General features: G+C 30.7%; 7 protein-coding genes. All 7 read right to left on the bottom strand.

Features of this window, described 5'->3' with window-relative positions:
- Positions 1-23 precede the first annotated feature (23 nt).
- The 7 genes from lacZ to BTO18_RS10650 all read right to left on the bottom strand — a co-directional run bounded on the left by lacZ (position 24) and on the right by BTO18_RS10650 (position 16,818).
- A complete protein-coding gene (gene lacZ / locus BTO18_RS10680; protein WP_170063258.1) occupies positions 24-3,236 on the bottom strand; it encodes a beta-galactosidase, LacZ type in 3,213 nt (1,070 codons plus the stop codon).
- Positions 3,237-3,302: 66 nt separating this feature from the next.
- Positions 3,303-6,101: a DUF8487 domain-containing protein gene (locus BTO18_RS10675; protein ID WP_105016204.1), complete on the bottom strand. Its 2,799-nt coding sequence runs from the start codon at positions 6,099-6,101 to the stop codon at positions 3,303-3,305.
- A gap of 15 nt (positions 6,102-6,116) precedes the next feature.
- Positions 6,117-7,901: a T9SS type A sorting domain-containing protein gene (locus BTO18_RS10670; RefSeq protein ID WP_105016203.1), complete on the bottom strand. Its 1,785-nt coding sequence runs from the start codon at positions 7,899-7,901 to the stop codon at positions 6,117-6,119.
- A gap of 27 nt (positions 7,902-7,928) precedes the next feature.
- Positions 7,929-9,815 (bottom strand): sulfatase family protein, encoded by a 1,887-nt coding sequence (locus tag BTO18_RS10665; RefSeq protein WP_211295599.1) that lies wholly within the window; start codon positions 9,813-9,815, stop codon positions 7,929-7,931.
- Between the two features lie 44 nt (positions 9,816-9,859).
- The gene (locus BTO18_RS10660) at positions 9,860-12,004 is read right to left on the bottom strand and encodes a sulfatase-like hydrolase/transferase (RefSeq protein WP_170063257.1); all 2,145 of its coding nucleotides are present in this window, start codon (positions 12,002-12,004) and stop codon (positions 9,860-9,862) included.
- A 1-nt stretch (position 12,005) separates the two neighbouring features.
- Positions 12,006-13,508 carry a sulfatase family protein gene (locus tag BTO18_RS10655; protein WP_226789089.1) on the bottom strand — a complete coding sequence of 501 codons (1,503 nt, stop codon included), beginning with the start codon at positions 13,506-13,508 and terminating at the stop codon, positions 12,006-12,008.
- 7 nt (positions 13,509-13,515) lie between these two features.
- Entirely contained in the window at positions 13,516-16,818 is a 3,303-nt protein-coding gene (locus BTO18_RS10650; protein ID WP_105016200.1) for a DUF5107 domain-containing protein, read from the bottom strand.
- Positions 16,819-16,820: the final 2 nt, after the last annotated feature.

Genomic DNA, 16,820 nt, shown 5'->3' with positions numbered 1-16,820 from the left:
ACTGCAATGAATGTTAAAAAATTCTAATTAATAGGAAGAATAGTGTAGCTAAATTTCATTTTTTTTGGCTTTATCTGATACTTTTCTAATGGTTTTGCCCACCAACTTGTGTCTCCACCAACGCCCATTTGTTTATAATCGATATTAACATTTACAAGATCTCTTGTAATGATATCTGTTGTATGGCGTTGTTGTTTCTTCTTACCTGCATCAAAATCTGAATTGTATTGATGATGCACACTAAAACTAAACAACTTTGTTGCTAAAATTTTAATTCCTTCTCCAGATTTATTAGTTAACGTGAGCCATCTAGTATCTGTCCTATAACCATTTTCTTGAGGTCTTATATATGGATAATATAAGTCTGCCACATTTGCTTTGTAATTCCCTATAAAAGCAGCTGTATTTCTATCTTGATAGTTTTCTTGCGGACCTCTACCATACCAATTTACTTGGTTAAATTCATTATTTATGATAAAATTACTTCCAAAACGTGGTAAATTAGGTAGTCCTTTTTTAACATCCTTTAATGTACTAGTAACAGTTATTTGACCTGATGCTTCAATTTTATAATCTAGTTGTACTTTCCCTGAATTTTCTGGTAGCTGATATACCACTTGTATCAGTGCATTTTTATCTTTTGTTGTTTTTAAATTGATATTATTATTGCCTTCTTTAAGAGTTATGGAAACTTTTGTCTGATTTTCTGTTGCGTTTTTCCAAATAGCATAATGTTTTGGCATATTAAATCCAAAATCATTATCTAAAGTAGCTCTCCAAAAATTCGGTTTTATTCCTTTTTTGATGATATTTCCATTACCATAATCTAAAGCAGTAAGCTCTCCAGAATTTTTATCAAAAGAAACTTCAACGTTGTTAGATTTTAGAGTTATCTTTTTTTCGTTTGATGTTAATTCTAATTTACTTTTTGCGCTTGATAGCAATATAGGTGTATAATTTCCATAGATAAACTGTTCTTTTGCTAGCTCAAAACCTTTATCTACTAAAGCTAGTTTATCAATATTTTTTGCATATATATTTAGTGTATATTCTGCTTTATTTTTATCAACTTTAGGCAATTTTAAAGTTATAATTCCTGTTTCTCTTGGTTTTACATCTATAGCTTCTACATCTCCTTTTGCAATTTCATTTCCATCTTTATAAAGTTGCCAAGTATAATTGAACCTGTTTAAATTGGTAAAAAAATATTCATTATAAACAGAAACTTTACCTGTTTTAAAATCGATATTTTTAAAATGTATATTTTGATATACTTTTTTCATTTCTGCTAATGCAGGATGAGCAGATCTATCAGGATTTACAACACCATTTAGACAAAAATTCTTATCATTTTTGATGTGTGCTGCTCCAAAATCTCCTCCATAACCCCAGTATTTTTTACCATCAGCTGTTTTAGCTACCAAACCTTGGTCTACCCAATCCCAAATAAATCCACCTTGTAGCACATCATACTTTCTAATAACATCCCAATAATCTTTAAAATTACCTAAACTATTTCCCATTGCGTGAGAATATTCACATAATATTAGTGGTCTTTTTGGGTTGTTTTCTGCGTACTTAATAAGTTGCGGAATTCTATCATACATTGGTGCTTGAATGTCTGTATTTTTATACATAGTAGCGCCTTCATATTGCGTTGGTCTAGTACTATCATTTTCTTTTAACCATTTATAAGTTGCAAAGAGGTTTTCTCCATTGCCAGCTTCATTCCCTAGAGACCAAGTAACAATTGATGGGTGGTTTTTATCACGCTCATACATTCTTATAGTTCTATCTAAATGCATTGCTTTCCATTTTGGCAAGTAAGCAGGATGTACGCTTTGTTTCTTCTTATTATTGTCTAAACCTTGGTTTGTAGTTCCCATTCCATGAGATTCTATATTTGCTTCATCAATCACATAAAAACCATATTCATCACACATTTTGTAGAAAAAAGGATTTTTTGGATAGTGGCTACAACGTATTGCATTTACGTTGTTCTCTTTCATTATTTTTAAATCTTTAAAGGTTAGCTCTTTAGAAATTACGTGTCCTTCCTTTTCATTATGGTCGTGCAAGTTGACTCCTTTTATCAAAATAGGTTTTCCATTTACCAAAAATTGATTCTTTTTTATTTTGATGTTTCTAAAACCCGTTTTTAAAGATGTAGATTGCAATACACTATCATTACTATCTTTTAAGGTGATTAAAACTGTATATAAATTTGGGGTTTCTGCTGACCATTTTTTGATATTAGGAATTACATCAGAAAAACTTTTTGAGATTATTTTTTTTGAAGGAACATTAAATTTCTCAACATATTTTTCAATTTGATTGTTATCCTTAAAAAGTGTCGTAACAATTTTTCCAGAAGATAAATTGTCAGACGTGTTTTCTATTTCTAATTCTAGATTTAATAGCCCTTTTTTGTAATCAGCACTTAAATCTCCATTAAGTTTTATATCCTTTAAATGGATTTTGTTTTCAGCTCGCAGATACACATCTCTTTCTATACCACTTAATCTCCAAAAATCTTGATCCTCCATATAACTAGCATCAGACCAACGTAAAACCTGCACAGCAATTTGGTTTTCTCCAGATTTTACGTAATTAGTAATATTAAATTCTGCAGCAGTTTTACTACCTTCATTATACCCAACTTGTTTTCCATTTACATAAACATACATTGCCCCACTAACACCTGCAAAATGGATATACACATTTTTATTTTTCCATTTTTTTGGAATATCAATAGTGCGTTTGTAACTCCCTACATTATTTAGATTATGTTTGATAAATGGAGGGTTTATAGGAAATACATAACCTAGATTTACATAAATTGGCAAACCAAAACCTTTCATTTCCCAGTTAGAAGGGACTTCAATTTTATCCCAACCCTCTATATTAAAATCTTGTTTGTAAAAATCTACTGGTCTTGCTTGTACACTATCTGCGTAATAAAAACTCCAATTGCCATTTAAAGATTTGTAAAATGATGAAGTTTCCCAGCCTTTGTTTATAAAGGCATCATTAGGTGTAGCATAGTTATAGAAAGTAGCTCTTGGTTTTTCTCTATTAATCTGAAATATTTCTGGGTTTTCCCATTCAGGATTTTCCCATTTTTCTGCTGCGTAAATAGGTTTTTCAATATTTTTTTTATCGCACGAAAAATAAATAAGACTAATCAGAATCAGTATACCTATTTCAATTTTGATGATACTTTTTACCTCTCTCAATTTATACAAGTTTTAATTAACACAATTGATTACCAATACTAAAACTACGAAAAATAGACATAAAAATTACTCTTTATAAATATCATTGGTAGAAAATGAACCTTTTTTCTTATTCATTTTAATGTTTTCTAAATCTTTATTATCTATTGATTTTTTTGGTGCAAACTCATCACTAGACATATATTCTAATAAACTATACCTCAACTGTTTTGCCACTGGTCTTTTGTCTAAATCAGAAATTAAATCTATGGATGAAAACACTAATTTGCCAGTACCAACTTTTGCTTCAAAAACATTTGATAAATGGTGGTTAGTAACAAAATTATCTATAACCCTTACAATTGGTTCTACCTCTAAATCATCTATAATTATAGATTTTGAGTTGATGCATAAATCCCACCATTGCCAATCGCTATGATAATTGGTTGGAAAATTATTAAAAGCCGCATTTTTTTCATCCAATAAAACACCCATTGTTGCTGGCTGATTTGGAAAATGCACAGGACTCCAAAAAACAGGTACAAATCTACCTTCTATACCTTTTAATGTTTTTGGGTTTGGACTTAATAATACTGTTTTACCTCTTTTCAATAAAACTATAGCTTGTTTTATGGATGATGTTACTATAACACCTTCTTTTGTAGTAGGTACATTTTTTGGATATACCCAAATATTCCAGCTATTTTTATACTTTGAGCCTTTTAAAGCAACAGTTATGGTTAGTTTTTTTGCTTCATCAGTTTGTATTAGAAAATTGATTGTACCTAAATTGGTGTTATTACCAATTTTTAAATTTACACCAGAAATAGTTTCTTTTTTGATTTCATTTCCTTCTTTATCTGTAACTAAAAATACTATATTTTGATTTGTTTTCTCTTCAAAAAAGTTTGCCATTTCTAAATAGGCAGTAAACGTTTCTCCACTGGTATACGTCGCTTTTTCAAAACGAATTAAAGGTACAATCTCACTATTAAATTCACTAAATTTCTCTGCAGATATAATTCCTTTAGATTCCCAAAATGCATTTAATAAACCTACCAAAGCAGTTCCTTGTCCTGGAAAATCTTGGAGTTGTAATAATTGAAAACCATCAAAACTTGGTGTTTTTAAGGCTCTTTCTATTTCTTCTTTGTATAATAAAGCTGCTAACTTACCAGAAGCGTTTGTAAATTTAGGTGCAAATTCCAGCAAGCCTTTTTTTTCTAAATCGTTTCTTACTGCTTTAAAATTTAATGGATCTAAAACACCTGTATATTTTTTAATTTCACTCATATCTGGATACACAGAATATTGACCAATTTCGTGAGAAACTAAAGGAATATTAATATGTTTTGAGCCAGATGAGTAATCTGCATTAAAATGTGGTGCTTTTGTATTGAAAATTCCTTGTCCTCTTATCCAGCCTTTGTCTGTCCATTGTGCTATAAAAAATTCGTCTTCCTTTTCTGGTCTTGTTCCTGTTGGTTGTTGAAAAGAAAATGCTGTTGTAGCATACAAATGCCTGTTATCTAATGGCTTTATTTCTGCAACCATTTTATTTAAAACACTAATATCGCCTTGTAATTCGTTGCCCAAAGCCATAAATATAAACGAAGGATGATTCCCATAATTAGCCAACATTCTTTTTGCTTCGGCTCTTAAAAATTCAGTAGTTTTTACATCTTTACCAACTTTTAAACTCCAATGAGGTAATTCTACTTGATAATAAAAACCTGCTTCATCTGCAGCTTCAAAAGCAGCTTTTGGCGGACACCAAGAATGAAAACGCAAATGATTCAGTCCATAAGCTTTGGCTTGGGTTATCAATTTTGCCCAATCTTCTTTTTTGGTTGGTGGATATCCTGTAAGTGGGAAAATAACGCATTCTAAATTCCCTCTTAAAAAGATTCTTTTATCATTTAAGGTTAAATTTCCGTTGTTATTTCCAACAGATTTATATCCAAATCTTTCTGAAATCTCACCAGAATTCGTTTTAATTTTTACATCATATAAATTAGGATTAAACTCATCCCAAAGTTTTAAGTTTTCTGGCTTTGCAATTTCAAAACTTAACAAACCTTCTTGTCCTTTTTCTAAAGTTACATCATCATTAAAAACAATTGCTCCTGTTGTAGCGATAATTTTACAAGTAGCTTTATCTGCTTCTAATTGAGTTTGATTAAAGTTAACCTTTAATTTATCTAGCGATTTATTAGGATAAATTTGCAAGTTTTTTGGTGCATTATCATCAGAAAACTCAAGAGCTATATCCCCCAAAATACCATTCCATTTTATTTGTGTATGGTTGGTATATGCGTGTGCCATATCTTGATTTACTTTGTCTGGATATCTTGTACCTGGTACATTTATGTTCGGAAATTTGTTTCCATTATCAATTAAAATAGTAATTAAATTTTTTCCTTTTGATAAGTGTTTAGTAACATCAAATGTATGTTTTGCAATTAAACTATTGTTAGAACCTATCATTTTTCCATTGAGATAAACAGTTGATTCCCAAATAATTCTTTCTAGTGATAAGATTACTTTTTTGTTTTTTAAATCATTAGAAATATCAATTTCTTTTTGATACCAAGCTTTGCCAATATATTGATGCTTTCTAGTCAAATTAGACATCACATAATTGTTAATAGCTGGTTTTAGAGTACTTTTTTTTCCGATTTTAGCATCATCTAAAGTTCCTGGTAAGGCAATTTCTGTACCTGTAAACTTTTTGGAGGCCCATTTTTCTGATATACCAATATTTGCGGAATCTAGTTTTACTTGCCAAGTTCCTGCTAGTGAAATTTTGTTATTTTCAATTTCAGAACAACTGTAAATACTTATGAAAGTAATGATAAAAACTAATAATAAACGAAATAATTTCATATTAATAACTATATTTTAGTTGATTGTAAATTTTCCTTTTGAAAGCGAGGTAGAATCTTGCACAACATTATAAAAGTAAACACCACTTTTTAGTTGTTTTCTCTCAAATTTTAATTTTTTAGTATTGATGTTTTCTATCTTTCTAACTTCTTTACCCAAACTGTTATAAATAATTAATTTCCCATTCAACAATTGCCTTGGAAATTGAAAAGTGCAATTTTCTGAAAACGGGACAGGATAAATTTTTAATGCATCTCTCTCAAATTTCTCATTAGAAAGTGAGCTAGCAGTGTTTATTACAAAAGTGGTTAAAGAATATGCAGGAGCATTGTAAGCAATTTTTTTATTAGATAATACTCCTTTTTGAGTAATTGCTTCAGTGGTTTTCTCGACAGCATTTTCTCCAGAATTGGCGTTTTCTCCAGAAGTTCTATAGGTTTTAAAACTATTTATTGCATCAAATTTAGATAAATCTATACTGTAATTTTTTGTATTTTTTGATGCATTTACAACCACAAAAACAGCTTCATTTTCATCAGGACTCAATGCTGCTAATGTATTTCCATCATTGGTATTTATGATTTTATAACCAACTTTTATATGATTCGTAACATTTTTTCTCAAGTAAAAACCTCTAGTTTTTTTTAGAATAGGTTTTCTAAATGGAATATTTTCATTCCAGTTGGTTTGATGAAGCATTCCCCAACCATCATCTCTAGACATTAATTGCCAATCGCACCAAACTGTAGCTTTTAAATTTCTTAAATCTTCGATTAATCTGTAAGCCATATCATAATGCCTTATAAACCAGTCGTTTGTTCCTGTTGGCGGACTCCAACTTAATGGGCCTGTTTCTGTTTGCCAAATTGGTTTGTTTCCATTTTCTTTAGCAAAATTGGCTAAATCTCTTTTATCTTCCCAATTACCAGAATAACTATGCGTACTTATTTTAGCAATGCCACTAAACTCATTAAGATTGTTATTTTTTAAGGTTTCTATGTTAGTTAATGCTTTGGTTACACTTGTATTATCTGCTGCAGAAAGTTGTATAGATAATACATCTAAATCTCTTCTTCTTTGCCATAATCGCCATAAAACCTGTGCTTGTGTTGCAGGGTAAAATGCAGAGCCTTCTTGATTTCCTCCTTTACCCCAATAACCAGAAGTTGGCTCATTAAAAGGGTTAATATAACTGATATTCCAACTAGGGTATGCAGTATTTAAATCTTTAGTCACAGAAACCAAGTAATCTGCGAAATCATCAATAAATTCTGGTTTTAAATTTTCTGAAGTTTTATTAACGTTTCCAGCAGAGCATTCTCCAAAAGTCATCCACCAAGGTGGAGAATAGGAAATAATTTCTGTGATTATATCTCCTTTAGCAGCTCTTAATGCTGCTATTTTATTCATTACTGTAATTTGACGAATATCGTTTGTTAAGTTATTTACGCCCCAACCTTCATTATCGTTTTGAATACTTCTATATCCAGGCATTTGCCCACCATCTTTTCTGATGTGATCTCCTTCTGTGCAATTTGGATTATCGCCACCAGCAATATTAAAACGAAATACATTTAAATTCAGGTCATTTACTGCATAATTTGCTAGTTCGTTTATGGTTTCTTCACCCATTCCTCCAGCTAAATTTGCCCACCAAGCTAAAGAAACACCCCAACCTTCCATAGTTTGGTACTCAATATCTGGATTTACAACAACATTCGTTTGTGCATTTATATAACTGCTAAAAACACAGAACCCAACTAGAATTAGAATGTTAAATTTATTTTTTATTTCTTTCATTTTTATAATAATTTTCTAAAAATTATCTTATTGATTTTTACCTAACTCAACAATCATTAAAAAATCAGTGCAAGCAGATTTTACATTGTAATTTCTGTTTGGTAGTTTTTTTGCTTCTTGTATGGTTTCTATAAATGGCTGTTTATTGTTGATGTATAACAAATAATTTATACTTAATAAAGCCAAATCTAAATTGTTACTTTTACTAAATTCTTTCAAAATATTTTCTGATTTCTTATCGCCAAAATGCTCAAAAGAAACTGCTGCAGCTGTAATTTTTACAGGAGGAAACTTATCATCAAGTGCTTTTGTAATTTCTTTTTTATAACAAGCTATAAACTCTTTTTCTTGGCTCAAAAAACCAGTAATTGCCCAATATCTTATTTCTTCTGTATTACTTTTTAAATATTTGGCTTGTTTTCTGGCTATTTTTTTTCCTTTTTTACCTGATAAAGAAGCTACTTTATAGATTTTTTGAAAAGGATATTTTTCTTCATTTAATCGAAATTGATATGGAGTTGTCTCTTTTGAAATTTCTGCAATCTTGTATTCTGTTGCAAAATGTACATCTCTTGCTTTTAAAATAGCATTATCTAACTGTTTTCTCATTTTTTGTAAAACAGCTTCATATTTTGGGTTATTTGCCAAATTATTGCTTTCCCAAATGTCATTTTCTATATCATATAAAACTTCAAAAGGTCTTGTTTTAAATATGTTTTCTTGCACATCATTTAAAGTGCCCACCTTTAAATCTTTACGCATTTGCTGGGTAATTTCTGCTTGTTCTATATATCTGATATAGCGCATTTCTGGTGTAAATGGCTGAAAATTTCTAGAATACACAAACTTGCCATCTGTAATTGTTCTAGTTAAATCTGGTCCATTATCTGCTCTATCAGAAGACAATAAAAGATGATTTCTTTCTTGGTCTCTATTTTTTCCTACTAACACTCTTCCTTTTAAATAATCAGGAACTTTGCCACCACTTAAACTAATTAATGTTGGTGCTAAATCTTCAAAATTAATGAGTTCACTACTTACAGAACCTACTTTTCCCCAAGGTGATAAATGCTTGAACTTTTCTGGAAAATGAACAATAAATGGTACTCGATAACCTAGATTAATTCCATTGGTTTTTGCTCTTGGAATACCTTCTCCATGATCTGCATAAAAGAAAATAATGGTATTTTCTTTTAAATTATCATCTTCTAATTTTTGTAATAATTTCCCAATTCTATTGTCAGTCAGTTTTATAGAATTATATACTCTGGCAAATTGCTTTCGCATTTCTGGTGAGTCTTTAAAATAGGCAGGCATTTCAAAATCCTTATCGCCAATTCTATCTTCTTCTGGTAAATAATTCCAAACATATTTTTTATACCAATCAAAAGGCATAGACATTGTTCTAGATTGGTGTGAAGCTGCAAAATTGAAAACCGAAAAGAACGGCTGTTTTTTATCTTTTCGATTGCTCCAAGTTGCTTTTTTAGAACTTTCATCCCAAGATTCTGCAATCATTACTTTTTCATCAGCAACATTATAATCTGTTTTTACATTGTTAGAAGTGTAATAGCCATGTTGTTTTAAATAATAAGGGAAACCATGAATAAAATCTGGAATAGGAAAGTTACTTCTATGATTTCCTGTACCTATTTTATAAGTAGGAACTCCTGTTATTATTGCAGATCTACTTGCAGAACAAACTGTGCCTGTTGCAAAAGCATTGGTAAATTTAATGCCTTCTTTAGCCAACTTGTCAATATTTGGTGTGCTTGCATTTTTGTTACCATAACAACCTATAAATTGAGGTGAAGTATCTTCTATAGTTATCCAAACTATGTTTGGTTTTTCTTGTGCGAAAAAGATGCTTACCATTAACAATGGTAAAATGAAAATTATTTTATTTTTTATCAAAATTATTTTTTCTAAAAATTAATATCTTTTTTTCTGTGAAAGTTTTAATTAATGACAAGTTTTCCTGTAGTCAATCTTATATCATTTTCCTTTAGATTATAAAAGTAAACCCCACTATTTAAATTGCCTTTTATGATCTTTAATTCAATACTATTAATATTTTTATATTTTTTCACTTCAACACCCAAAGAATTGTAAATGATTAAGTTTCCGTTAACCAATTTTCTAGGAAATTTAAAATTAGTGGATGTAGAAAATGGCAGTGGATATAACTTAAAATCTTCTTGAGTATAATCTGATATTGATAACGAAACATCATTTTCTACACTTGATAAAAAATCTAAACAAGCACCTCTAATGATTCCATTTAAATTATTTCTATTCAGCAGGTTTTCCACAGCAGCAACAAATGGGGTTTTGTTTTTAATATAAGTAATGTAATTAAGCGTCATTAATGTTCTGTAAAAACTAAAATTATCAATAAAAGATATTAATAGATTTTTTGAGGTTTCATGTGAAAATTTATCATACAAAACTGCAGCAGCTGTAATTTTAGTTGGTGAGTAAGAATCGTTTAATTTATTTGTTAATTCAGATGTGTATGGAGCCACAACTTCTGTATCTTGACTTAATAAACCCAATGCAGCCCAATATCTTACTACTTTATTGGTTTTATTTAAGAAATCTGATTGTTGTTTTGCAATTTCATCACCTTTTTTTCCAGATAAGGATGCCACTTTATAAATAGTTTCAAAGGGATAACTAGAAGATGATTGTCTATAATCATAAAGTGTTGTACTACCATTTGAAATTTGCTTCATTTCAAGTTCTGGCATAAAATGTATGTCTTTTGCTTCTAATATGCTTTGATCTAACTTTGCTCTTATTGTTGTTAAAATTGAACTATAATTAGGATCATCAACCAAATTATTAGTTTCCCAAAGATCATTTTCAATATCATACAACATTTCCAATGGTCTTTTTTCAAGGATTGATTTTTGAACTTTATTTAGCTGATTGTTTTTATAATCAGCACGCATTTGCTTTGAGATATCTCCGATTTCAAAATAATTTATATAACGAACTTCTGGCATAAATGGCATGAAATTTCTGGTATATATATAACGTCCATCAGTAACAGTTCTTACCAAATCTGGGCCATTATCTGTTCTATCTGCAGATAATAAAAGATGGTCACGTTTAGCTGATCTATTATCGCCAATTAACGTTCTCCCCTTTAAATAATCAGGGACATTTCCATTTGCAAGATTGATAATGGTTGGCGCTAAATCTTCAAAACTAATCAATTCATCAGTAACTGATCCTGTACCTCCCCAAGGAGATAAATGTTTATATTTTTCTGGAAATTTTACAATAAATGGAACTCGATAACCATAATTTATTCCATTTGATTTTCCTCTAGGCATTCCTTCTTCATGATCTGCATAAAAGAAAATAATAGTGTCATCTGCTAGACCATCGTTTTCTAATTGTTGTAGTAAATCGCCAATTTTTTTATCAGTTAATGTTATAGAATTGTAAACCCTTGCAAATTGCTTTCTCATTTCAGGACTGTCCTTGTAGAAAGGTGGCATATCGAATTCATTATCTCCTGTTCTTTCATTTTGTGATAAATTGTTGAAAACATTTGTTACATACCAATCATAACTAAATGTCATAGTTCTAGATTGATGTGAATCACCAAAATTAAAAACAGAGAAAAATGGTTGACTTGCTGTGCTTCTTTTAGACCAACTTGCTGTGCTAGAAGAATCGTTCCAAGCTGCTGCTGTAAAGTTGGTTGCACTGGCAATATTGTAATCTGTTTTTACATTGTTAGAAGTGTAGTAACCTACTTCTCTTAAATAGACAGGAAAACCTTTTATTTCACTAGGAATTTTATGAGTACTTCTGTGATTTCCAGTACCCAATTTATAAGTAGGAACTCCTGTTATTATTGCAGATCTGCTTGCTGAACAGACTGTTCCTGTTGCAAACGCATTTGTAAATCGAATTCCTTCATTAGCTAACTTATCAATGTTTGGTGTACTTGCATTGTTATTTCCATAACAACCAACAAAATGTGGAGAAGTATCTTCTATAGTAATCCAAAGAATGTTGGGCTTTTCTTGAGCCGATAAAGAACCAATTAAAACAAATAAGATGTATATTTTGGAAAAATTTTTCATGTTATTTTAAAATTCGAGCTAGTTCTTTTTCCATTTTTTTTACAATTTTTGGAAAATCTTTTGAGATATTTATTTTTTCTGAAGGATCTTTTTCCAAATCAAAAAGTTGCACTTGTTTGCTAAAACCAGGATTTACAAATTTTTGTACAATCCAATTTGGAACAGGTTTGTTTTTTGGTTGTATGTATTTCCATTTTCCCATTCGTAAACCATAAGTGTAGGCTTCTTCCAGCAAAAATTTACGTCCTTTTTTAGATTTTCCTAACCAAGCATTCAATACATTCTTACTATCTACGGCTTCGTTTTTATTTACTGTTTGATGTAATAATTTGGCTAAAGACGCATATAAATCTACTTGAGAAATTAGAGCATCGCTTTTGCCTGCTTTTACTTTTTTAGGCCAATGCACAATTGTTGGCATTCTTGTACCTGCTTCGTAAACCGAATATTTAGAACCTCTGTATTTACCTCCAGGTTTATGGTTACCCACTAATTCTCTTGCGTAATCAACATAGCCATCGTCTAAAATAGGTCCATTATCACTAGTAAAAATGAGTAACGTGTTTTCTAATAAATTTTGAGATTTTAAAGTTTTTGTTATTTGACCCACACACCAATCCATCTGTGCAATTACATCTCCTCTTGGTCCCATAGAACTACTTTCTACAAACTTGATATTGGCAGTTCTTGGTTGATGAATGTCGTGTAAGGAAAAATATAGAAAGAATGGATTGTCTTTTTCTTTGTTGATAAAATCTGTGGCTTTTTTTGATAAAACAAAAGGAATTTTCTCATCAACCCAAAGTGCATTTTTACCACCTTTCATATAACCAATTCTACTAATACCATTGATGATAGCTCCTTGATGATAAGGATCTGTATGTTGTTTTAACAATTCTGGATGCTGGAAACCCCAAGGATATCCTTCAATTCTTGCTCCATAACTCACTGTTATTGGGTCATTTTTATCAAGATTAACCACCTTCTGGTTTTCCATAAAAACACAAGGAACTCGATCTCCTGTTGCTGGAATTAAAAAGCTATAATCAAAACCAACTTCCTCTGGTCCTGGACCAATTCTTTTGTTCCAATCGATTTTACCTTTACCTAAACCCAAATGCCATTTACCAACAACACCCGTTTTGTAACCTGCTTTTTGTAACATTTTTGGTAATGTTGCCATTTTAGGGTTGATAATTAAAGGTGCATCACCTTCAAGAATTTGTGCCTTATTTCTAAATGCATAACTACCTGTTAACAAAGAATAACGAGATGGAGTACACGTTGCTGCAGCACTATGTGCATCTGTGAAATTTAATCCGTTTTTTGCCAATTCATCTACATTTGGCGTTTTTACACCAATTGCTCCATTAACTCCAATATCTCCATAGCCTAAATCATCCACATAAATGATAACAATATTTGGCTTTTTATCTTGGCAAGAAGCTACTAATGGCATTAGCAGGAAACCTAAAAAAATGATATGTATTAATGTTATTTTCAAATTATTTTTATTGTAAAACAGAAACCATTTTGTTATGAATATGTGCTGGAATATGTGTTAAATTAGTTTGTTTTACTTTGTTAAAAGCCTCTATAGCTTCTTCTTGATTTCCTAAACCTAATTGCCCTAAACCAATTAAATAATCGCAATGAATTTGATTTATTATATTCAAATCTTCTTCCCAAATTAATAAATCTGGTAAAGAAATTGCAAAATAATCTAGCTTTACATCATCATTATAATGTGTATTACCATAATCTAATAATTTGTTAAAACGGATATTTGCTTCTTGCTGATTGCCTAATTTTTGCAATGCCAAACCTTGATAAAAGATTTTATCTGGTTGCTGATCGTTATAAAAAATTGCAGGACTTGGGTCACTCAAACCTATAGATGCTTTTGTAAAAAATTCAGTTGCTTTTTCTTGATTCTGCAAACCTTCATAAGCACAACCTAACCAATAATCGATGTCATTTTCTACAGTTCCATGTAATTTTCCTTCTCCTAAATTATGTGGGTATTCTTTTGCTTCAATCAACAAACTAATAGCTTCCTCAAAATTATTTAGATTGATGTTTTTCTTCGCCAATTCTACTTGCGTAGTTAAATATTGAAAAGGTACTTTTCCTTCTCCACCTTCCCAAGGATGAAATTGACGTTTTTCAATTAAAGATTTTGCAGTTTCAAACTCTCCTTTTAAATTATGAAGTGTTACCAATTCTAAATATAAATCATCTCTAGAAATGGTTAAATCAATATTTTTTTGAAGGAATGCCAAGCGTTCATCAACTGAAACATTTACTTTTTTATAAAATTGATCTAATTCCATTAATAAACGAGCGTCTTTATTATCTAACTCAAATGCTTTTTCTAAATGTTGTTGCGCTAACTCTCTTTGATTGGTTTTGTTAAAGTATAACAATGCTAAATTTCTGTGTGTAATTGCAAAACCATTGTTTAATTTTACAGCTGTCTCCCAGCAAGATTGTGCTTCATTATACTGTCTATTTGCATACCAAAAATTACCTAAATAATAAAATGCTTTATCATCTTTTGAATTAGCTTTAACAGCAGCTTGCAATGCTAAAACTTCTTCAATTTTATTTGGGAAACAGTACGTATCTGACATTTGAGCTGCTTTTTTATAGCATTCTAATGCGTTTTTAGCCTCTCCTTTTTGGTCATAATACCAGCCCATAAAATAATAGGTCATTGGATATACTTCCTCATTTTTATAAGTAAAAACTTTTAATAAAGAAATTGCTTCAGTAAACTGACCTGCCATTGCATAATCTAAAGAGAACTCATTATAATTATGTGCATAACCTCTAATAATTTCTTTAAAATGTTGCAAATCTTCTACTTTTCCAGAAATTAAATAACGTTCGTATAGCACTCCAAAATTGAACTTATCAATGGCTAAAGAATTATTTATTAATTGATTTGCTTCCTCAATTCTACCTAATTTTCTTAAAATAATTACTTTTAAATGTCTTGCTTTATGATTGTGCCAGTTTTTAATTAATGCTCTATCAATTAAATCTAATGCTTTGTCTAAATCGCCTCTAAACGTATCTATTTGTGCTAAATTAAAATACCCAGCATCTTGCCATTGTGCATTCCAACATCCTTTAAAGAAGCTTGCATACGCATCGTCTTTTCTACCTAAAAAGTTTAGTGCAATTCCTCTATTAAAATACGCTTCTCCATCATAAGGATTTGGGTTATGACTTGTTAATGTATTAATTGCAGTATCAAAATAAGAAACCGCCTTTTCTAGTTGTCCTTTTCTCATTAATAACAAACCCATTGCATTGTTACATCGTACATCCTTTGGGCTTCTTTTTAAGGCTTCTTCATAATAATCTGTTGCATTAAATGTAGCGTGTCTGTATTGCTCTAAATGCATTCCTTGTAAAAACAAACCTTCTACAGTTTCAATTTCGCTAGGTGCTTTTGCTGCTTTTGCTGGTTCAGGAATTTCCATTTCAATGTCTTTATCAGTTTCCCAAGAAACCAAAACGTTTCCATTTTTATCTGAAACTGAAATGTGCAAATCGTCAAATTGCAATCCGTTGATGTCTATTAATTGCTCAAAACCATTTTTTGGAGACAAGTTTAAAACCTCTTCGAATAAAATGTTATTTTTTCCTTTTAGTGTGATTTTACATTTATCATAAGTAGAAGTTACATACACTTTTACCAACGCTTTGTTCTCTTTCATCTCTAAATTTACCAAAGCTTCTTTAGTTGCATTTTTTACAACCCCAACATTATAATAAGGCATAAAATATTGCTTAAAACTTTTTTCTTCATAAGGATGCATCCAAGAAAAATCGGGTTGATTATCAGTATACACACCACACATTAGCTCAATATATGGGACATCTGCGTCTGTTAAATTTCTATCCCACGCTTTTCCAAAATCTCCATTTCCCCAAGTCCATTGTTTTTTTCCTGGTGAGACATTATGATCTGCAACATGCAATAAACCTCCTTTAGAATCATTTTCATACCCACCCACAAAATCATATTTAGAGGTAATTGCCATATAACTTGTTGGTACAGGAATATTTTTATAATTAGAAATGTCTGTCCCTGGAGAATAATCTATTTTATAATATTCGCCTTTTGCAATTGGGAATTCAGAAACATCACGTTTTCCGTGATCAAAAACAGCATTTACATCTGGTGGAAAAACTGATTGATAATGATCATTTACTGCCACAGCAGGGTTTGCCCACCACAAAAAAGTTTGTGGATGAGGAGTTCTATTATATAAATGGGCTTTAATTTCTATATATGCTTTGTCTGGATGTAAGGTAAAACCTGCCATTCCTTTGGTTCTAAACATACGTTCTAACTCACTTACCCAAATGGTTTTACTTCCATCAGCATTTTCTTCTATGGTAGAATCTGTTGGGTCGTATGTACTTGGTCTGTGGTGTTGTGGCCAGTTAAATTCGATACCTCCAGAAATCCAAGGACCTGTTAAACCTACCAAAGCTGGTTTAATTACGTGATTATAATACACAAAATGACGTTCTCTCACTTTATCATACGCCATTTGGATTCTACCACCTAATTCTGGTAAAACCATTACTTTTATATACTCATTTTCTATATAAATTGCGTCCCATTCCTTATCTACTTTGGTGTCGCTAATTTTTTCAATTACAGGATGTGGATATACTGCTCCACTACTTGCTTGATACACTCTTTTTTCTAAAAAAACAGGATATTTTTCTGGTGTTCCAACTTCGTAAGTGGGGATAATTACTTTTTCTCTCCAAGCTTTAACTGTTTTCATAC

The sequence above is a fragment of the Polaribacter porphyrae genome, from assembly GCF_002954685.1.
Classification (GTDB): domain Bacteria; phylum Bacteroidota; class Bacteroidia; order Flavobacteriales; family Flavobacteriaceae; genus Polaribacter; species Polaribacter porphyrae.
This window is presented reverse-complemented; position numbering and strand designations above follow the sequence as displayed.